The organism is Streptomyces sp. NPDC058880, assembly GCF_042742535.1.
In the GTDB taxonomy this organism is placed as follows: domain Bacteria; phylum Actinomycetota; class Actinomycetes; order Streptomycetales; family Streptomycetaceae; genus Streptomyces.
This window is the reverse complement of record NZ_JBHYMC010000022.1, coordinates 56,727-74,942: the sequence shown is the minus strand read 5'-3', so window position 1 is coordinate 74,942 and position 18,216 is coordinate 56,727. Positions and strand designations below refer to the sequence as shown.

The 18,216-nt window shown below is 71.4% G+C and carries 17 protein-coding genes; 3 read left to right on the top strand and 14 right to left on the bottom strand.

All coding sequences use genetic code 11. From position 1 onward, the window contains the following. Window positions 1-20: 20 nt before the first annotated feature. The 11 genes from ACFW2G_RS15700 to hrcA all read right to left on the bottom strand — a co-directional run bounded on the left by ACFW2G_RS15700 (window position 21) and on the right by hrcA (window position 10,170). The gene (locus ACFW2G_RS15700) at window positions 21-374 is read right to left on the bottom strand and encodes an MmcQ/YjbR family DNA-binding protein (protein WP_384451075.1); all 354 of its coding nucleotides are present in this window, start codon (window positions 372-374) and stop codon (window positions 21-23) included. Beyond that, complete coding sequence (locus tag ACFW2G_RS15695; protein WP_384451072.1) at window positions 371-1,675, bottom strand: hemolysin family protein; 1,305 nt, start codon at window positions 1,673-1,675, stop codon at window positions 371-373. Before ACFW2G_RS15695 ends, ACFW2G_RS15700 begins: the two co-directional genes overlap by 4 nt. Further along, the gene (gene ybeY, locus ACFW2G_RS15690; RefSeq protein WP_037923832.1) at window positions 1,672-2,169 is read right to left on the bottom strand and encodes an rRNA maturation RNase YbeY; all 498 of its coding nucleotides are present in this window, start codon (window positions 2,167-2,169) and stop codon (window positions 1,672-1,674) included. Before ybeY ends, ACFW2G_RS15695 begins: the two co-directional genes overlap by 4 nt. 13 nt (window positions 2,170-2,182) lie before the next feature. After that, window positions 2,183-3,223, bottom strand: coding sequence for a PhoH family protein (locus tag ACFW2G_RS15685; RefSeq protein WP_384451069.1), 1,041 nt, complete (start codon window positions 3,221-3,223; stop codon window positions 2,183-2,185). A gap of 149 nt (window positions 3,224-3,372) precedes the next feature. After that, window positions 3,373-4,467, bottom strand: coding sequence for a PfkB family carbohydrate kinase (locus tag ACFW2G_RS15680; protein WP_384451066.1), 1,095 nt, complete (start codon window positions 4,465-4,467; stop codon window positions 3,373-3,375). Between the two features lie 179 nt (window positions 4,468-4,646). Continuing rightward, window positions 4,647-5,552, bottom strand: a complete 906-nt coding sequence (locus tag ACFW2G_RS15675) for a ribonuclease Z (RefSeq protein WP_384451063.1) — start codon at window positions 5,550-5,552, stop codon at window positions 4,647-4,649. Window positions 5,553-5,555: 3 nt separating this feature from the next. After that, window positions 5,556-5,915: a histidine triad nucleotide-binding protein gene (locus tag ACFW2G_RS15670; RefSeq protein ID WP_037923825.1), complete on the bottom strand. Its 360-nt coding sequence runs from the start codon at window positions 5,913-5,915 to the stop codon at window positions 5,556-5,558. Between the two features lie 112 nt (window positions 5,916-6,027). Beyond that, window positions 6,028-6,771 (bottom strand): 16S rRNA (uracil(1498)-N(3))-methyltransferase, encoded by a 744-nt coding sequence (locus ACFW2G_RS15665; RefSeq protein WP_037923821.1) that lies wholly within the window; start codon window positions 6,769-6,771, stop codon window positions 6,028-6,030. Then, the gene (locus ACFW2G_RS15660) at window positions 6,768-7,859 is read right to left on the bottom strand and encodes a nitronate monooxygenase (protein WP_384451058.1); all 1,092 of its coding nucleotides are present in this window, start codon (window positions 7,857-7,859) and stop codon (window positions 6,768-6,770) included. The genes ACFW2G_RS15665 and ACFW2G_RS15660 overlap by 4 nt, the downstream gene beginning before the upstream one ends. Window positions 7,860-8,016: 157 nt before the next feature. Next, window positions 8,017-9,153 (bottom strand): molecular chaperone DnaJ, encoded by a 1,137-nt coding sequence (dnaJ, locus tag ACFW2G_RS15655; protein WP_037923817.1) that lies wholly within the window; start codon window positions 9,151-9,153, stop codon window positions 8,017-8,019. Further along, window positions 9,154-10,170 carry a heat-inducible transcriptional repressor HrcA gene (gene hrcA / locus ACFW2G_RS15650; protein WP_037923815.1) on the bottom strand — a complete coding sequence of 339 codons (1,017 nt, stop codon included), beginning with the start codon at window positions 10,168-10,170 and terminating at the stop codon, window positions 9,154-9,156. It lies immediately after the preceding gene. Window positions 10,171-10,323: 153 nt separating this feature from the next. Between hrcA and ACFW2G_RS15645 the strand changes: the two genes are divergently transcribed. Beyond that, the gene (locus tag ACFW2G_RS15645; protein WP_384584019.1) at window positions 10,324-11,043 is read left to right on the top strand and encodes an MBL fold metallo-hydrolase; all 720 of its coding nucleotides are present in this window, start codon (window positions 10,324-10,326) and stop codon (window positions 11,041-11,043) included. A gap of 34 nt (window positions 11,044-11,077) precedes the next feature. Beyond that, window positions 11,078-11,893, top strand: a complete 816-nt coding sequence (locus ACFW2G_RS15640; RefSeq protein WP_037923811.1) for a DUF3097 domain-containing protein — start codon at window positions 11,078-11,080, stop codon at window positions 11,891-11,893. A 226-nt stretch (window positions 11,894-12,119) separates the two neighbouring features. Here ACFW2G_RS15640 and hemW read toward each other — a convergent pair whose 3' ends face one another. The 3 genes from hemW to lepA all read right to left on the bottom strand — a co-directional run bounded on the left by hemW (window position 12,120) and on the right by lepA (window position 17,473). Beyond that, window positions 12,120-13,352 (bottom strand): radical SAM family heme chaperone HemW, encoded by a 1,233-nt coding sequence (gene hemW, locus ACFW2G_RS15635; protein ID WP_384584016.1) that lies wholly within the window; start codon window positions 13,350-13,352, stop codon window positions 12,120-12,122. 128 nt (window positions 13,353-13,480) lie between these two features. Then, window positions 13,481-15,373, bottom strand: coding sequence for an AMP-dependent synthetase/ligase (locus ACFW2G_RS15630; RefSeq protein WP_384451048.1), 1,893 nt, complete (start codon window positions 15,371-15,373; stop codon window positions 13,481-13,483). A gap of 234 nt (window positions 15,374-15,607) precedes the next feature. Then, window positions 15,608-17,473: a translation elongation factor 4 gene (lepA, locus tag ACFW2G_RS15625; protein WP_037923804.1), complete on the bottom strand. Its 1,866-nt coding sequence runs from the start codon at window positions 17,471-17,473 to the stop codon at window positions 15,608-15,610. 280 nt (window positions 17,474-17,753) lie between these two features. Here lepA and rpsT point away from each other — a divergent pair, with 280 nt between their 5' ends. Further along, window positions 17,754-18,014, top strand: a complete 261-nt coding sequence (gene rpsT, locus ACFW2G_RS15620; RefSeq protein WP_030030523.1) for a 30S ribosomal protein S20 — start codon at window positions 17,754-17,756, stop codon at window positions 18,012-18,014. The last annotated feature ends 202 nt before the right edge of the window (window positions 18,015-18,216 follow it).

The window sequence follows — 18,216 nt, the reverse complement described above, 5'->3', positions numbered from 1 at the left end:
CGGCCGGGACCGGGCCCGGATCAGGGCCGGTCGAGCTTCAGCCGCTCCGCCCGCGGCAGCCCCGCCACCACCAGGTCGTAGGAGTCCTCGACGAGCTCGCGCAGCATCGCGTCGGGAATCCCGCCCACGGTGACCGTGTTCCAGTGCCGCTTGTTCATGTGGTAGCCCGGCGCGATCGCCTCGTGCTCCTCGCGGAGCCGCACCGCCAGCTCCGGCTCGCACTTGAGGTTGACCGTCAGCGGCTCGGCGTCCAGCCGGCTGAGCGCGAACATCTTGCCCCTCACCTTGAACACCGAGGTCTCCGGGGTGAAGGGGAACTCCTCCACCGCCGCGTTGAAGCCCAGACAGAACTCCCGCAGCTGCTCCGGGGTCATTCCCCCTCCTCCCCCGCGGCCTCCGCCGCGGCGACCGGTTCCACCAGTACCGTCACGATCCTGTTCCGCCGGCCCGCCGGAGCCTCGGCCGTCAGCCGCAGGGGACGGCCGTCGGGCAGTTCGACCAGGGCCGAGGCACCCGCGATCGGCACCCGGCCCAGCGCCTTCGCCAGCAGCCCGCCGACCGTCTCGACGTCCTCGTCGTCGAAGGCCTCGACCTTGAACAGTTCACCGAGGTCGGTGATGTCCAGGCGCGCCGTGACCCGGTAGCGGTCCTCGCCCAGGTCCTCGACCGGCGGGAGCTCCCGGTCGTACTCGTCCGTGATCTCACCGACGATCTCCTCGAGGATGTCCTCGATGGTGACGATGCCGGCCGTGCCGCCGTACTCGTCGATCACGACGGCCACATGGTTGCGCACCTGCTGCATCTCGCGCAGCAGATCGCCCGCGTTCTTGGTGTCCGGAACGAAGACGGCCGGCCGCATCGCCGTCGACACCAGGTCGGCCTCGGACTCCCGGTTGATGTGCGTCTTGCGGACCAGGTCCTTCAGGTAGACGATCCCGACGATGTCGTCCTCGTTCTCCCCGGTGACCGGGATGCGCGAGAAGCCGGACCGCAGGGCGAGGGTGGTCGCCTGACGCACCGTCTTGTAGCGCTCGATGCAGACCAGGTCGGTGCGCGGCACCATCACCTCGCGCACGAGGGTGTCACCGAGCTCGAAGATCTGGTGCACCATGCGGCGCTCGTCGTCCTCGATGAGCGACTCCTTCTCGGCGAGGTCGACCATCGCCCGCAGCTCGGCCTCGGAGGCGAAGGGGCCCTTGCGGAAGCCCTTGCCGGGGGTGAGCGCGTTGCCGACGAGGATCAGCAGCTGCGGGATCGGCCCCATGATCCTGGCGAGCGGTACCAGGACGTAGGCCGCCGCGGTCGCCGTGTTCAGCGGGTGCTGGCGGCCGATCGTGCGGGGGGAGACGCCCACGGCGACGAAGGAGACCAGCACCATCACGGCGATGGCCACGAGCAGCGCGGTCCAGTTCTCGCCGAACTCGTCGAGGCAGACGTAGGTGACGAGGACCCCGGCCGCCATCTCGCAGGTGACCCGGACCAGCAGCGCCACGTTGAGATAGCGGGTCGGGTCGCCGGCGACCTGGGCGAGCTTCTCGCTGCCGCGCCTGCCCTCCCGTACGGCCTGCTCGGCGCGGAAGATCGAGATGCGGGCGATGCCGGACTCCGCGCACGCCGCGAACCAGGCCACGACCACCAGCAGCACCGCGCCGGTGATCAGTTGCGGGGCGCTCACGAGACGGTGGGGGCCGGGGACGGGCCGGTCAGCCCGCGCTCACCGCGCCAGCTGTCCACGATAGCCGCCTGGAGGCCGAACATCTCGGCCTTCTCGTCCGGCTCCTCGTGGTCGTAGCCGAGCAGGTGCAGCACTCCGTGGACGGTCAGGAGCTGGAGCTCCTCGTCCATGGAGTGCTGCGTCGGGGCTTCCTCGCCCTGCTTCTTCGCGACCTCGGGACAGAGCACGATGTCGCCGAGGAGCCCCTGCGGGGGCTCCTCGTCGTCCTTCGACGGCGGACGGAGCTCGTCCATCGGGAAGGACATGACGTCGGTCGGGCCCGGCAGGTCCATCCACTGGATGTGGAGCTGCTCCATGGCGTCCTCGTCGACGACGATGACGGAGAGCTCCGAGAGCGGGTGGATCCGCATCCGGGTGAGTGCGTAACGGGCGATGTCGAGGATCGCGTGCTCGTCGACCTCGGTTCCGGACTCGTTGTTGACGTCGATCGACATGGTGCGCTGGGTTCTACTTCCGCTGGTAGCCGTTGGCGGCCTGTTGGCCGTCGTCGTACTTCTCGTACGCGTCGACGATACGGCCGACCAGCTTGTGCCGGACGACATCCTCGGACGTGAGCCTCGAGAAGTGGATGTCCGGTACCCCGTCGAGGATTTCCTGGACCTGGCGCAGACCGCTCCTGGCCCCGCCGGGGAGGTCGATCTGGGTGATGTCACCGGTGATCACGATCTTCGAGTCGAAGCCGAGCCGGGTCAGGAACATCTTCATCTGCTCGGTGGTCGTGTTCTGGGCCTCGTCGAGGACCACGAACGCGTCGTTGAGCGTGCGGCCGCGCATGTACGCGAGCGGCGCGACCTCGATCGTGCCCGCCGCCATCAGCCGCGGGATCGAGTCGGGGTCGAGCATGTCGTGCAGCGCGTCGTAGAGCGGGCGCAGATACGGGTCGATCTTGTCGAAGAGGGTGCCGGGGAGGAAGCCGAGCCGCTCCCCCGCCTCGACGGCGGGCCGGGTCAGGATGATCCGGCTGACCTGCTTGGACTGGAGGGCCTGGACCGCCTTGGCCATGGCGAGGTAGGTCTTTCCGGTACCGGCGGGGCCGATGCCGAAGACGATCGTGTTCTTGTCGATCGCGTCGACGTACCGCTTCTGGTTGAGGGTCTTGGGGCGGATGGTGCGGCCGCGGTTGGAGAGGATGTTCTGGGTGAGCACCTCGGCGGGCGTCTCGGGCCCGTCGCCGTCGCCGTTCGCGCTCGCCTTGAGCATGGCGATCGAGCGTTCCACTGCATCCTCCGTCATCGGCTGCCCGGTGCGGAGCACCAGCATCATCTCGTCGAACAGTCGCTGGATCAGAGCGACTTCCGCCGCTTCCCCGATCGCGCTGACCTGGTTGCCCCGAACATGGATGTCGGCCTTCGGGAAGGCCTTCTCGATCACGCGCAACAGGACGTCGCCCGAGCCCAGCACCGTCACCATCGGGTGCGTCGCCGGTACGGTGAAGTGCGCTCGCGCCTGCCCCGGCGCGGGGATGTGGGCTGTCGATGTCTGAGTCATGGGCCGGCACTGTGGCCTGCGCACACCTCCCGCTGAGGGGCCGCGCCGATCGGCGGCCTCCGGAGTACCAAGCGTACGTCGCCGCCGCGCCGTCCCCGAGAGGTTTTCGGCCCCTCCCCTGCCGCCGGGCGGGCTCCGCGGTCCGCCGGCTACGCGGAGTGCCGGAAACCGATGGTCGGCACGGCCCGGCGCCGGGCGGCCGGGGTCGCGGCCGGCGGGATCAGGTCGTCCAGGAAGCCGTAGCGGCCGCGCAGCGCGTGCGGGGCGGCCCGCCACCAGTGGGCCACTTCGGGCCAGCCGGGGGCGGAGAGCGACCCTCCGAACTCCTGGACCGACAGGGCTGCGGTCAGCCCGGCGAAGGCCAGCCGGTCCGCCAGCGGCCAGCCCGCCAGGGTGCCGGTGACGAAGCCCGCCACGTAGACGTCGCCCGCTCCCGTCGGGTCCAGTGCCTCCACGGCGATCCCGGGGACGTGCGCACTCTCCCCGGTACGTCCGTCGACCGCGTACGAGCCCTCCGCGCCCATGGTCACCACCGCGATGGGCACCTTCCGGGCGAGTGCCCGGGCCGCCGCCCGCGGACAGTCGGTGCGCGTGTAGCGCATCGCCTCGCCCGCGTTCGGCAGGAAGGCCTCGCAGTGCTCCAGGTCGGCCAGGGCCCCCAGGTCCCACCGCCCGCTCTCGTCCCAGCCCACGTCCGCGAAGACGCGCGAACCGCGCCGGGCCGCCTCGCCGATCCACTCCTCGCCGCGGCCGGGCCCCAGGGATGCCACGGCGGCGCGGGCTCTCGGCGGGCACTGCGGGAAGGGCCCGGAGCCGGCCGGCGGCGGGGCCTCGTGGCCGTGCGAGACCATCGTGCGCTCGCCCTCGTAGGCCATCGAGACCGTGACGGGGCTGTGCCAGCCGGGGACGGTCCGGGACATGGACAGGTCGATGCCCTCGCCCTGTTCCAGGGCGTCCCAGCAGTACTCCCCGTAGTGGTCGTCGCCGAAGGCAGCGGCCAGCGAGGTGCGCAGACCCAGCCGGGCCAGGGCGGTGGCCATGTTGGCGACGCCGCCGGGACTCGAACCCATGCCGCGCGCCCAGGACTCCGTACCGCGGACCGGTGCCGAGTCCAGGCCGGTGAAGATGATGTCGAGGAAGACCGTACCGGTCAGGAAGACGTCGCAGCCCGGGTCCTCCGGGTCGCGCAGCGGACCGAGCGGGTCCACGGCTGCGGTGCGGCTGTCAGGGTCCCGACTGGTCACGGTGGTCTCCCCTGTTGATCTCGAAGGGCCGTTTCTCGGTGAAATCTGCGAGGCATCCCCACCCGGGGCGGGATCCAAACCCAGTGTGGCGCAGGTCACCCACAACGTGCCGTGCGGCCCAGGCTCGGGGAGCCGCGGAGGGTCGGGCCCGGGCACCGTGCCGCCCGGGGCCGCCCGTGTCAGCCCCGCTTCGGCAGAGGCACCCGCGTCAGGTCCGCGGCCACGGTGAGTTCGCCCTCGAAACCCGCCGCCCGGGCCTGGCGCTCGAATGCGGCCGGGTCGGTGTAGCGCTGCGAGAAGTGCGTCAGCACGAGGTGCCGTACACCCGCGTCCCGCGCCGCCCGCGCCGCCTGGCCGGCGGTGAGGTGCCCGTGGTCGGTGGCCAGCCGTTCGTCCTCGTCGAGGAAGGTCGACTCGATCACCAGCATGTCGCAGCCCTCGGCGAGCTCGGTCACACCGGTGCAGAGCCGGGTGTCCATCACGAACGCGAAGCGCTGCCCGGGCCGTGGCTCGCTGACCTCCTCCAACGTGACGCCGCCGAGGTGCCCGTCCCGCTGGATCCGGCCCACGTCGGGGCCCTTGATCCCGTGCCGGGCGAGCAGTTCGGGCACCATCCGGCGCCCGTCGGGCTCGGTGATCCGGTAGCCGAAGGACTCCACCGGGTGCGAGAGCCGCCGGGTCTCCAGGACGTAGGAGACCCCATGCGCCACGGTTCCGTCCGCGGCCACCGGCTCCTCGCGGATCGGCACGGTCTCGCGGTAGGCCGTGGCGTACCGGAGCCGGTCGAAGAACTTCTGCCCCGACGCCGGGTAGTGCGCGGCGACCGGGTGCGGGACCTGGTCGAGGTTGATCCGCTGGATCACCCCGGCGAGGCCGAGGCTATGGTCACCGTGGAAATGGGTGATGCAGATCCGGTTGATGTCGTGCGCGGCCACCCCAGCACGCAGCATCTGCCGCTGCGTGCCCTCGCCCGGGTCGAAGAGGATGCCCTCGCCGTCCCAGCGCAGCAGGTAGCCGTTGTGGTTGCGGTGGCGGGTGGGCACCTGGCTGGCGGTGCCCAGCACCACGAACTCCCTGACGGACACGCGCTATCCCGGGGGCCACTGGAGGCCGCGGCCGCCCAGGACGTGCGCGTGGGCGTGCCATACGGTCTGGCCGGCCCCGGAGCCGGTGTTGAAGACGATCCGGTAGCCGTGGTCGTCGATCTTCTCGTCGGCGGCGACCCGTGCGGCCTCACGCAGTATGTCGGCGGCGACGCCCGGCTCGGCGGCCGCGAGCGACGCGGCGTCGGGGTAGTGCACTTTGGGGATGACGAGCACGTGTGTGGGCGCCTGCGGGTTGATGTCCCGGAAGGCGACGGTGGTTTCGGTCTCCCGGACCACGGTCGCCGGGATGGACCCCTCGACGATCTTGCAGAACAGGCAGTCGGCCTGCGGTTCCCCGGCCATTGCGCACCCTCCCGTGACGTTGATCGGTTTGGGCATCGTATCCAGCCGGGGCCGGCGGCGGGCGTGCGTTCCGGCCGGTCAGGCCCAGCGTCCCGTCAGGCCCAGCGTTTGATCAGGCCCAGCGTCCGGTCCGGGCCAGCAGGACCGCCACGGCCGCGGTGCCGGCCGTGGAGGTCCGCAGGACAGAACGGCCCAGGCGGTAGGGGTGCGCCCCCGCCGCGGCGAAGACCGCGAGCTCCTCCGGGGAGACCCCGCCCTCCGGGCCGACCACCAGGACGACGGAGCCGGTGACGGGCAGCTCGGCCGTGGCCAGGGCCTGCGAGGGGGTGTCGCGGTCCTCGTGCAGGACCATCGCCAGATCGGCGTCCGCCAGCAGCGCCGCGACCTGCTTCGTGGACAGGGCCTCGGCCACCTCCGGGAAGCGGACCCGGCGGGACTGCTTGCCCGCCTCGCGGGCCGTGGCCCGCCACTTGGCGAGGGACTTGGCCCCGCGGTCGCCACGCCACTGCGTGATGCAGCGCGAGGCCTGCCAGGGCACGATCGCGTCCACGCCGGTCTCGGTCATGGTCTCGACGGCCAGCTCGCCCCGGTCCCCCTTGGGCAGGGCCTGGACCACGGTGATGCGCAGCGCGGGCTCCTCCTCCCGCCCGGCGGCGGCGACCGCCACGACGAGTCGGTCCTTGCCCTCGGCCGCCTCGACCACCGCCTCCGCCCAGCCGCCGCGGCCGTCCGTCAGGACCACCTGCTCACCCGGGTTCAGCCGCTTCACGGACACCGCGTGCCGGCCCTCCGGGCCGTCCAGGACGAACTCCGCCCCCGCGGGGACCTCTTCGACCACGAACACCGGGGCCGTCATGACGCACTCCTCATCTTCATTTCCTTCAACATCGCCTGTGCCTGCGCCAGTTCGGCCGCCAGTACCTCCACCAGCTGCGCCGCCGGCAGCGCCCGCGCGAGCCGGTGCCCCTGGCCCGCCCACAGGGCCATGCCCTGCGGGTCGCCGGCCGCCGCGGCCGCCTTGCGCAGCCCCGAGGTCAGGTGGTGGACCTGGGGGTAGGCGGCCGGGGCGTAGGGGCCGTGCTCCCGCACGAAACGGTTGACCAGCCCCCGCGCCGGCCTCCCGGAGAAGGCCCGGGTCAGCTCCGTCCGGACGAAGAGCGGGTCGGTCAGCGCCTTCTTGTGCACGGGGTCGGCGCCCGACTCCGGACACGCCAGGAAGGCCGTCCCGAGCTGCGCCGCCGCCGCGCCGGCCGCCAGCAGGGCGGCGATCTGCGCGCCGCGCATGACCCCGCCCGCGGCGACGATCGGCAGGGCGACCGCCTCCCGTACCTGCGCCACCAGCGCCAGCAGTCCGACCGCCGCCGTGCCGTCCGTCTGCGGGTCGTCCCGGTGGGTGCCCTGGTGGCCGCCCGCCTCGACGCCCTGCACGCACACGGCGTCGGCGCCCGCCCGCTGGGCGCTGCGGGCCTCCTCGGCGGAGGTCGCCGTGACGATGGTGTGGGTCCCGGCCTTGCGCAGGGCGGCGAGGACCTCGGGGGCGGGACAGCCGAAGGTGAACGACACGACCGGGACCGGGTCCTCCAGCAGGATGGCGAGCTTGGCGTCGTAGCCGTCGTCGCTGGTGCCGATGACGTCCTCCTCGGCGAGCGAGATCTCGTACCAGCTGGCCTCGCCGGCCAGCTGCCCGCGGTACGCCTCCACCGCGGCCGGGTCGACGTACCCGGTCTGCGGCATGAAGAGGTTGACGCCGAAGCGGTGCCGGGTGAGCGCCCGCACCTGCTTGATCTCCTGGTACATCCCGTCGGCGGTCTTGTAGCCGCCGGCCAGGAAACCCAGCGCGCCCGCCTCGCACACGGCGGCGACGAGCGGCGGGCAGGAAGCGCCGCCGGCCATGGGAGCCTGCACGATCGGATGGAGGGAGAGACCGTTCGCGGCGGTGGACATGGCTGCATCGTGCCACGTCCCGCCCAGGGCGCCGAATCACCGCATTCGCCTGGCATAGTCCCGTTCCCGGCGGGCGGACGGCCGGCCTCGCGGGCACGCGAAGAGCCCGGCCCGGGGTGTCCCCGGACCGGGCTCGAAAGCGGCGTCCGCCGTGCGGTCAGCGACCGTTGAAAGCATCCTTCAGACGGCTGAAGAGGCCCTGCTGGCCCGGCGCGAACTGGCCCATGGGCCGCTCCTCACCGCGCAGCTTCGCCAGCTGGCGCAGCAGTTCCTCCTGCTGGGCGTCCAGCTTGGTCGGGGTGGTGACCTCGACGTGGACGATCAGGTCTCCGCGCCCGCCGCCGCGCAGGTGGGTGACGCCGCGCCCGTGCAGCGGGATCGCTTGGCCGGACCCGGTGCCGGGCCGGATGTCGATCTCCTCCAGGCCGTCCAACGTCTCCAGCGGACATTTGGTGCCGAGCGCGGCCGCCGTCATCGGGATGGTGACGGTGCAGTGCAGGTCGTCCCCGCGCCGCTGGAAGGTCGGGTGCGCCAGTTCGTGGATCTCCACGTACAGGTCGCCGGCGGGGCCGCCGCCGGGGCCGACCTCGCCCTCGCCCGCGAGCTGGATCCGGGTGCCGTTCTCCACACCGGCCGGGATCTTGACCGTGAGGCTGCGGCGGGAGCGGATCCGGCCGTCGCCCGCGCACTCGTGGCACGGGGTCGGGACGACGGTGCCGAAGCCCTGGCACTGGGGGCAGGGGCGCGAGGTCATGACCTGGCCCAGGAAGGACCGGGTGACCTGGGAGACCTCACCGCGTCCACGGCACATGTCGCAGGTCTGCGCCGAGGTCCCGGGGGCCGCGCCCTCACCGGAGCAGGTGGTGCAGACGACGGCCGTGTCGACCTGGATGTCCTTGGTCGTCCCGAAGGCCGCCTCGTCCAGCTCCAGGTCGAGGCGGATCATGGCGTCCTGGCCGCGCCGGGTCCGCGAGCGCGGTCCGCGCTGCGAGGCCTGGCCGAAGAAGGCGTCCATGATGTCGGAGAAGTTGCCGAAGCCGCCCGCCCCGAATCCGCCGGCTCCGCCGCCGCCCGAGGAGGACAGCGGGTCGCCGCCGAGGTCGTAGACCTGCTTCTTCTGCGGGTCCGACAGCACCTCGTAGGCCGCGTTGATCTCCTTGAAGCGCTCCTGCGTCTTCGGGTCCGGATTCACATCCGGGTGGAGTTCACGCGCGAGGCGCCGGAAGGCCTTCTTGATCTCGTCCTGCGATGCGTCGCGGCGCACGCCGAGAACGGCGTAGTAGTCCGTGGCCACTTACGACTCCGCCAGGATCTGTCCGACGTAACGTGCCACTGCGCGTACCGCTCCCATCGTTCCGGGGTAGTCCATGCGGGTCGGTCCGACCACGCCGAGTTTGGCGACGGTTTCGCCGCCCGAACCGTAACCGACCGAGACGACCGACGTGGAGTTGAGCCCCTCGTAGGCGTTCTCGTGCCCGATCCTTACGGCCATTCCCGACTCGTTGGCCTCGCCGAGGAGCTTGAGGAGCACGACCTGCTCCTCCAGCGCCTCCAGCACCGGCCTGATCGTCAGGGGGAAATCGTGTCCGAAGCGGGTGAGATTGGCGGTACCGCCGATCATCAGCCGCTCCTCCGCCTCCTCGACCAGGGTTTCGAGGAGCGTCGAGAGCACGGTGGACACCGTGCCCCGGTCCTCGGCCTCGAAGGACTCGGGGAGGTCCTGGACGAGCGGGGGGACATCGGTGAAGCGCCGGCCGACGACCCGGCTGTTGAGCCGGGCCCGCAGGTCGGCCAGCGAGGCCTCGCCGAAGGGGCTCGGGCAGTCGACGAGCCGCTGCTCGACGCGCCCGGTGTCCGTGATCAGTACGAGCATCAGCCGCGCGGGGGCGAGCGAGAGCAGCTCCACGTGCCGGACGGTCGACCGGGTCAGGCTGGGGTACTGCACGACCGCGACCTGACGGGTGAGCTGCGCGAGCAGCCGCACCGTACGGCCGACGACGTCGTCGAGGTCGACGGCCCCGTCGAGGAAGTTCTGGATGGCGCGACGCTCGGGCGTCGACAGCGGCTTGACCCCCGCGAGCTTGTCGACGAAGAGGCGGTAGCCCTTGTCGGTGGGGATCCGGCCGGCGCTGGTGTGGGGCTGGGCGATGTAGCCCTCTTCCTCCAGCACCGCCATGTCGTTGCGCACGGTGGCGGGCGAGACGCCGAGCCGGTGCCGCTCGGTGAGCGCCTTGGAGCCGACCGGCTCCTCCGTCCCGACGTAGTCCTGGACGATGGCGCGCAGCACTTCGAGTCTGCGTTCGCTGAGCATCGCGCACACCTCCAGCCTGATCCGTTGCCGTGTTCTGCCGTGTTCTGCCGTTCGTTGGCACTCTGTGCGTTCGAGTGCCAGAGATCCCCCGCTCAGTGTACGGCCGGGTGGTGAGACCGTGGCAAGGGAGGCCCGCCAGGGTAGCGTCGCGGCATGGACGTGCATTGGGAAGAGGCGGGCTGGGAACGGCTCACCGCAAGGACCGGCCGGCGGCGTCTGCCGGTGTGGGACTGCACGGTGGGACTGGTGGTGGGGGACGGGTCCGTCCTCCTCGTCGACCCCGGATCGTGCGTGCGCGAGGGCACCGAGGTGCGGGCCGAGGCCGAGCGACTGACGGGCCGGAGCGTGACCCATATCGCATTCACGCACGGTCATTTCGATCACGTCCTGGGCGCGTCCGCCTTCCCCGGGGCCCAGGTCTTCGGCGCGGTCGGGCTGGCCGCGCTGCTCGCCACGGGCCGCGAGGAGCTGCGCCGGGACGCGGTGCGGCACGGGCTCGCGCAGGCGGAGGCGAGCGAGGCGGTGGACCGCCTGGTGCTGCCCGGCCACCAGGTGTCGGGCGAGTGGACCCTGGACCTGGGCGGGGTGCAGGTGCTGCTGGCCAACGTGGGGCCCGGGCACACCGGACACGACCTGGCCGTCTTCGTCGCGGGTGACCGCGAGACCGTGTTCTGCGGGGACCTGGTCGAGGAATCGGGCGAGCCGGTGGCCGGCCCGGACGCCGTGCCGCGGCAGTGGCCCGCGGCCCTGGACCGGCTCCTGGCGCTGGGCGGCGAGGACGCACTGTACGTACCCGGTCACGGAGCAGTGGTCGACGCGCGGTTCGTGCGTGCGCAACGCGCCACACTGGCGGCCCGTTCCGGCGTGTCGTAGCGGGGAGGGCCACCGCTCTCCTAGTGTCGACCGGATGCGCGAGTACTCCCCCGACCTGACCCCGCAGTGGAAGCGCCCCAAGGCCGTCCCGGAGGTCGCCGCGGACCCGGACCTGGTCGTCGAGGTGGCGGGTACGGACTTCTGCGGCGCGGTGGTGGCCTGCGAGGCGGGGACGGTGACCCTGGAGGACCGGTTCGGCAAGCGCCGGGTGTTCCCCATGGAGCCGCGGGCCTTCCTGCTGGACGGCGCGGTGGTCACCCTGGTCCGCCCGTCGCGGGGCCCGTCGGCGCCGGCCCGGACGGCATCGGGGTCGATCGCCGTCCCCGGCGCGCGGGCGCGGGTGGCCCGGGCGGGCCGGATCTACGTGGAGGGCCGCCACGACGCCGAGCTGGTGGAGCGGGTCTGGGGCGACGACCTGCGCATCGAGGGCGTCGTGGTCGAATACCTGGAGGGCGTCGACGACCTCCCCGCGGTGGTCGCGGAGTTCGGTCCGGCGCCGGACGCCCGGCTGGGGGTGCTGGTGGACCACCTGGTGCCGGGCTCGAAGGAGTCCCGTATCGCCGCCGCTGTCGCCGCCACCTCGCCCGACGTGCTGGTGGTCGGCCATCCGTACGTGGACGTCTGGCAGGCCGTGAAGCCCTCCGCGCTGGGCATCGCCGCATGGCCGGTGGTCCCGCGCGGCCAGGACTGGAAGACGGGCGTCTGCCGCGCCCTGGGCTGGCCGGAGAACACCGGGGCCGCCTGGCAGCACATCCTGTCCCGGGTGGGCTCCTACAAGGACCTGGAGCCGACCCTGCTGGGCCGCGTGGAGGAGCTCATCGACTTCGTCACGGGTGACGGCGGGGCCTGACGCCGTCGAAGGTTTCCGAAGTCGCTCGTGTCCAGCTCGATGGCGAGCAGTTCCGGCGGCAGCGGCTCGCCGCACTCCGAGACCGGCCGGGAGCGGTCCACGGCGTCGTTACCCCGACCGGCCGGGATCGTCAGCGGGGCGCACTGCGCGACGACGGGTCGGCGGCGGCCCGGGGACGGCGCGGCAGTCCGAACGAGGATCCGGTGGTCTTCACCCCGGCGGGTGATCAGTCCACCAGGTCCCGCACCACCGCATCGGCCAGCAGCCGCCCACGCAGGGTCAGCACGGCCCGCCCGGCCTCGTAGGGGCCCGGCTCCAGCAGCTCGTCGGCGAGGGCCTTGCGGGAAGCGGCCAGACCGGCCGGGGCGAGCAGGGACAGCGGGACGCCGTCCACGAGGCGCAGCTCCAGCAGGATCCGCTCCACGCGGCGGTCCTCCGCCGAGAGCAGCTCGCGCCCCGCCCCCGGGGAGCGCCCCTCGGCGAGGGCGGCGGCGTAGGCACCGGGGTGCTTGACGTTCCACCAGCGCACCCCGCCCACATGCGAGTGCGCCCCCGGTCCGGCGCCCCACCAGTCGGCGCCGCGCCAGTACAGCTCGTTGTGCAGGCAGCGCCCGGCGTCCGAGGTGGCCCAGTTCGACACCTCGTACCAGGAGTACCCCGCCTGGGCCATGACCTCGTCGGCGATCAGGTAGCGGTCGGCGTGGACGTCGTCGTCCGTCATGGGGACCTCGCCGCGGCGGATCCGGCGGGCCAGCTGGGTGCCCTCCTCGACGATCAGCGCGTAGGCACTGACGTGGTCCGGGCCGGCCCCGAGGGCGGCGGCGAGGGAGTCGCGCCAGTCCCGGTCCGTCTCGCCCGGGGTGCCGTAGATCAGGTCGAGGTTGACGTGCTCGAAGCCCGCCGCGCGGGCCTCCGCCACGCACGCCTCGGGGCGCCCGGGTGTGTGGGTGCGGTCCAGGACCTTCAGGACGTGCTGCTTGGCGCTCTGCATGCCGAACGAGATCCGGTTGAAGCCGCCGGCCCGCAGCTCCGCCAGGTAGGCCGGGTCCACGGACTCCGGATTGGCCTCCGTGGTGATCTCGGCGTCGTCGGCCAGGCCGAACTCGTCCCGGATCGCCGCGAGCATCTGTACGAGGTCCCCGGCGGGCAGCAGCGTCGGCGTGCCGCCGCCGACGAAGACGGTGCGGACGGACCTCGGGTCGTCGCCGAGCACCTTCCGTGCGAGCCGGACCTCGTCGATCAGGGTGGCGGCGTAGTTCTCGCGGGAGGCGAGCACGCCTCCCGTGCCCCGTAGCTCGGTCGCCGTGTAGGTGTTGAAGTCGCAGTACCCGCAGCGTGTGGCGCAGTACGGGACGTGCAGGTAGAACCCGAGCGGCCGCTCCCCCGCGCCCGCCAGGGCGTGCGACGGCAGCGAGCCGTCTTCGGGCATGGGTTCACCGTCGGGGAGTGCGGAAGGCATACCCCCATCATCCCGCACGCGGCAGCCCGCCCTGCCCGCCCGCCCCACGGCCGCCGGCGCCCCGGCGGGCGTGGGGCGGGGCGTGGGGTGCGGGCCGACGCCCCGCACCGCCGGGCCCGCGGCGGGCGTCAGGCCTCGCGGGCTCCCTCGTACATCTCTTCGATCAGGTGCTTGAACTCACGCTCGACCACCGGCCGCTTGAGCTTCAGGCTGGGCGTGAGGTCGCCGTGCTCGACGTCGAGGTCGCGCGGCAGGATCCGGAACTTCTTGACCGTCTGCCACCGCTGGAGGCCCTCGTTCAGGGTCTGGACGTAGGTCTCGATCAGCCGGTCGGTCTCCGGCGCCGCCAGGACCTCCTGGTACGTGCGGCCCTCCAGCCCGTTCTCGGCCGCCCAGCCGAGGATCGACGGCTCGTCGAGGGCGATCAGCGCCGAGCAGAAGTTCCGGTCGGCGCCGTGCACGACGATGGTCGACACGTACGGGCAGATCGCCTTGAACTGGCCCTCGATCTCGGCCGGGGCGACGTACTTGCCGCCCGAGGTCTTGATCAGGTCCTTCTTGCGGTCGGTGATGCGCAGGTAGCCGTCGGGCGACAGCTCGCCGATGTCGCCGGTGTGCAGCCAGCCGTCGGACTCCAGGACCTCGGCGGTCTTGTCCGGCTGCCCGTGGTAGCCCTCCATGATGCCGGGGCCGCGCAGCAGGACCTCGCCGTCGTCGGCGATGCGGACCTCGGTGCCGGGGAGCGGCTTGCCGACCGTGCCGGTGCGGTACGCCTCGCCGGGGTTGACGAAGGAGGCCGCGCTGGACTCCGTCAGGCCGTAGCCCTCCAGGATGTGGATGCCCGCGCCGGAGAAGAAGAAGCCGATGTCGGGGGCCAGGGCCGAGGCACCGGACACGGCAGCGCGCAGCTTCCCGCCGAAGGCGTCGCGGAGCTTGGAGTAGACGAGCGCGTCGGCGATCTTGTGCTTGGTGGTGAGGCCGAGGGGGGCGGTCGCCCGCCCGGTGCGGCGGTAGTTGTCCTGCGTGACCCTGGCGTACTCGCGGGCGACGCCGGCGGACCACTGGAAGATCTTGTACTTGGCGCCGCCGGCGGCCCGGGCCTTGGCGGCCACGCCGTTGTAGACCTTCTCGAAGATGCGCGGGACGGCGGCCATGTAGGTGGGCTGCACGACCGGCAGATTCTCGATGATCTTGTCGATGCGGCCGTCGACGGCCGTCACGTGACCGGCCTCGATCTGGCCGGAGGTCAGCACCTTGCCGAAGACGTGGGCCAGCGGCAGCCAGAGGTACTGGACGTCCTCCTTGCCGATCAGGCCGGTGGCGACCATGGCCTTGGCGAGGTACGACCAGTTGTCGTGCAACAGGCGCACGCCCTTGGGGCGGCCGGTGGTGCCGGAGGTGTAGATGAGGGTGGCGAGCTGGTCGGAGGTGATGGACGCGATGCGCTCGTCGACGGCCCCGGGGTGCTTGGTGAGGTGCTCCTTGCCTCTCTCCTCCAGCTCGGCCAGCGAGAGCACCCAGCCCTCCGGGTCACCCTCGACGGCGACCGCGTCGTCGGCGTCCAAGACCACGACGTGCCGCAGGCCCGGCAGGTCGGCGCGGCGCTCGCGCGCCTTCGCCAACTGCTTCGCGTCCTCGGCGATGAGCACCCGGCTCTCGGAGTCCGCGAGGATGAACGCCGACTCGTCCGCGTTGGTGCTGGGGTAGATCGTGGTGACCGCGCCGCCGGCGCACATCACACCGAGGTCGGAGAGGATCCACTCGACCCGGGTGTTGGAGGCGAGCGCCACACGCTGTTCCGTTTCGAGGCCGAGGGAGATCAGCCCGGCCGCGATGGCGAAGACCCGGTCGGCGGCCTGACTCCAGCTCAGGGACTTCCAGTCGTCCGGTGCGCCCTGGCCGCCGGCCGCCGGCACCGGATACCGGTAGGCCTCGTCGTTCGGCGTCGCGGCGACGCGCTCACGGAAGAGCACCGCCACGGTGGGCGGGCGGTTCTCGAGATAGGTCTGTGTGTCGCTCACGACATCCTCCGGACCGGTCCACGCGGCAGAGCGTGGGCGTGGGGCGCTGGGTGCGCTTGGGACTGGCGGGTTTGCAGCCGCTGACTTTTTAAACTGACGAGTAACCGTTGAGCAGTGATCAGCCTAGAGCGCCTCCGGCGTGCGCGTAAGAGCCAGTGAGCGGCCGGTTCATAACGAAACAGGCCCCTGCGCCGATGCGCGGGGGCCTGTGTACGCCGGGTGACGGAGGGACGGCTACTTCTTCTTGCCGCCGGACTCGTCACTGGAGAGGACGGCGATGAAGGCCTCCTGCGGGACCTCCACGGAGCCGACCATCTTCATGCGCTTCTTGCCTTCCTTCTGCTTCTCCAGCAGCTTCCGCTTGCGGGAGATGTCACCGCCGTAGCACTTGGCGAGGACGTCCTTGCGGATGGCGCGGATGGTCTCGCGGGCGATGACGCGGGAGCCGATCGCGGCCTGGACCGGCACCTCGAAGGCCTGCCGCGGGATCAGCTCGCGCAGCTTGGCGACGAGGCGCACGCCATAGGCGTAGGCGGCGTCCTTGTGGCAGACGGCGGAGAAGGCGTCGACCTTGTCGCCGTGCAGCAGGATGTCGACCTTGACCAGGCTGGAGGCCTGCTCGCCGGTGGGCTCGTAGTCGAGGGAGGCGTAGCCGCGCGTCTTGGACTTCAGCTGGTCGAAGAAGTCGAAGACGATCTCGGCGAGCGGGAGGGTGTAGCGGATCTCGACGCGGTCCTCGGAGAGGTAGTCCATGCCGAGGAGGGTGCCGCGGCGCTGCTGGCACAGCTCCATGATCGCGCCGATGAACTCGGTCGGGGCGAGCACGGTGGCCCGGACGACCGGCTCGAAGACGTCCTTGATCTTGCCTTCGGGGAACTCGCTCGGGTTGGTGACGGTGACTTCCTTGCCGTCCTCCAGGACCACCCGGTAGACCACGTTGGGCGCGGTGGCGATCAGGTCGAGGCCGAACTCGCGCTCCAGGCGCTCGCGGACCACGTCCAGGTGGAGCAGGCCGAGGAAGCCGACGCGGAAGCCGAAGCCCAGCGCCGCCGAAGTCTCGGGCTCGTAGACCAGCGCGGCGTCGTTGAGCTGGAGCTTGTCCAGGGCCTCGCGCAGGTCGGGGTAGTCGGAGCCGTCCAGCGGGTAGAGGCCCGAGAAGACCATCGGCTTCGGGTCCTTGTAGCCGCCGAGGGCTTCGGTCGCGCCGTTGTTCAGGCTGGTGATGGTGTCACCGACCTTGGACTGGCGGACGTCCTTCACGCCGGTGATGATGTAGCCCACCTCGCCGACGCCGATGCCGTCGGCCGGGGTCATCTCCGGGGAGGAGACACCGATCTCCAGCAGTTCGTGGGTGGCGCCGGTGGACATCATCTTGATGCGCTCGCGCTTGTTGAGCTGGCCGTCGACCACACGGACGTACGTCACGACGCCGCGGTACGAGTCGTAGACCGAGTCGAAGATCATCGCGCGGGCGGGGGCGTCCTTGACGCCGACCGGGGCCGGGACGGTGGCGACGACCTTGTCCAGCAGGGCGTCGACGCCCATACCGGTCTTGGCCGAGACGCGCAGCACGTCGTCGGGGTCACAGCCGACCAGGTTCGCGAGCTCCTCGGCGAACTTCTCCGGCTGGGCGGCCGGCAGGTCGATCTTGTTGAGGACCGGGACGATCGCGAGGTCGTTCTCCATCGCCAGGTACAGATTGGCGAGGGTCTGCGCCTCGATGCCCTGGGCGGCGTCCACCAGCAGGATCGTGCCCTCGCACGCGGCGAGCGAGCGCGAGACCTCGTAGGTGAAGTCGACGTGCCCAGGGGTGTCGATCATGTTGAGGATGTGGGTGCTGCCCTGACCCTCGCCCGTGGTGGGCGCCCAGGGCAGTCGCACCGCCTGGGACTTGATCGTGATGCCGCGCTCACGCTCGATGTCCATGCGGTCGAGGTACTGGGCGCGCATCTGCCGCTGATCGACGACACCGGTGAGCTGGAGCATCCGGTCGGCAAGGGTCGACTTGCCGTGGTCGATGTGCGCGATGATGCAGAAGTTGCGGATCAGCGCCGGGTCGGTACGGCTCGGCTCGGGCACGTGGCTGGGGATCGCGGGCACGCAGTGTCCTGATTCTCGGGTCGCAGTCGGAAGCGTCTTCGGAGCGTCGGTCGCAGCGGACGGTCCGGCTCCGGTCGCTCTCGGCGGCACGATGTCGGTCCATACGCAGGCTCCCATGGTCCCATGGACGGGGCAGTGCGCTCGGTTTGGGCCGCCGGGAGCGTGCCTGGTAGCCTGGGCAGCTGTGTCTCGCATGCCCTCTCACCAGGGGGACCCTGGACGAAGTCCGGGGGAGGGACACCATCCGAAGATCAACCCCTGAACCTGAAAAGGCTCTTTCGTGGCGAACATCAAGTCCCAGATCAAGCGGAACAAGACCAACGAGAAGGCTCGCCTTCGCAACAAGTCGGTCAAGTCCGAGCTGCGCACCTTCATCCGCAAGGCCAACGAGGCCATCCTCGCCGGCGACGCGGAGAAGGCCACCGCTGCGGCCCGCCTGGCTTCCAAGAAGCTGGACAAGGCCGTCTCGAAGGGTGTCATCCACAAGAACGCCGCCGCCAACAAGAAGTCGGCGCTGGCCTCCAAGGTTGCCGCCATCTGAGTTCCGCACTCGATGTGATCGCCGGAAGGGACCCAGCGGGCCCTCTCTCCCGCTCCTGACCGGCAACCCGCTCCGCACACGAAGCGTTCGCCACGCGGGTGCGGAGCAACCGAGCAGTGACCGAAGGCCCCGGTCGTCCCCCTTCCCCAGGGTGACGACCGGGGCCTTCGCGCAGCCCGGGCAGGAAAGCGGGACGGGCGGG

Excerpts from the sequence above, each read along its gene's own strand:
- ACFW2G_RS15700 (WP_384451075.1), bottom strand. The coding sequence starts at position 374 with ATGACCCCGGAGCAGCTGCGGGAGTTCTGTCTGGGCTTCAACGCGGCG.
- ybeY (WP_037923832.1), bottom strand. The coding sequence starts at position 2,169 with ATGTCGATCGACGTCAACAACGAGTCCGGAACCGAGGTCGACGAGCAC.
- ACFW2G_RS15685 (WP_384451069.1), bottom strand. The coding sequence starts at position 3,223 with ATGACTCAGACATCGACAGCCCACATCCCCGCGCCGGGGCAGGCGCGA.
- ACFW2G_RS15670 (WP_037923825.1), bottom strand. The coding sequence starts at position 5,915 with ATGGCCGGGGAACCGCAGGCCGACTGCCTGTTCTGCAAGATCGTCGAG.
- ACFW2G_RS15665 (WP_037923821.1), bottom strand. The coding sequence starts at position 6,771 with ATGACGGCCCCGGTGTTCGTGGTCGAAGAGGTCCCCGCGGGGGCGGAG.
- ACFW2G_RS15660 (WP_384451058.1), bottom strand. The coding sequence starts at position 7,859 with ATGTCCACCGCCGCGAACGGTCTCTCCCTCCATCCGATCGTGCAGGCT.
- hrcA (WP_037923815.1), bottom strand. The coding sequence starts at position 10,170 with ATGCTCAGCGAACGCAGACTCGAAGTGCTGCGCGCCATCGTCCAGGAC.
- ACFW2G_RS15645 (WP_384584019.1), top strand. The coding sequence starts at position 10,324 with ATGGACGTGCATTGGGAAGAGGCGGGCTGGGAACGGCTCACCGCAAGG.
- ACFW2G_RS15640 (WP_037923811.1), top strand. The coding sequence starts at position 11,078 with ATGCGCGAGTACTCCCCCGACCTGACCCCGCAGTGGAAGCGCCCCAAG.
- hemW (WP_384584016.1), bottom strand. The coding sequence starts at position 13,352 with ATGCCTTCCGCACTCCCCGACGGTGAACCCATGCCCGAAGACGGCTCG.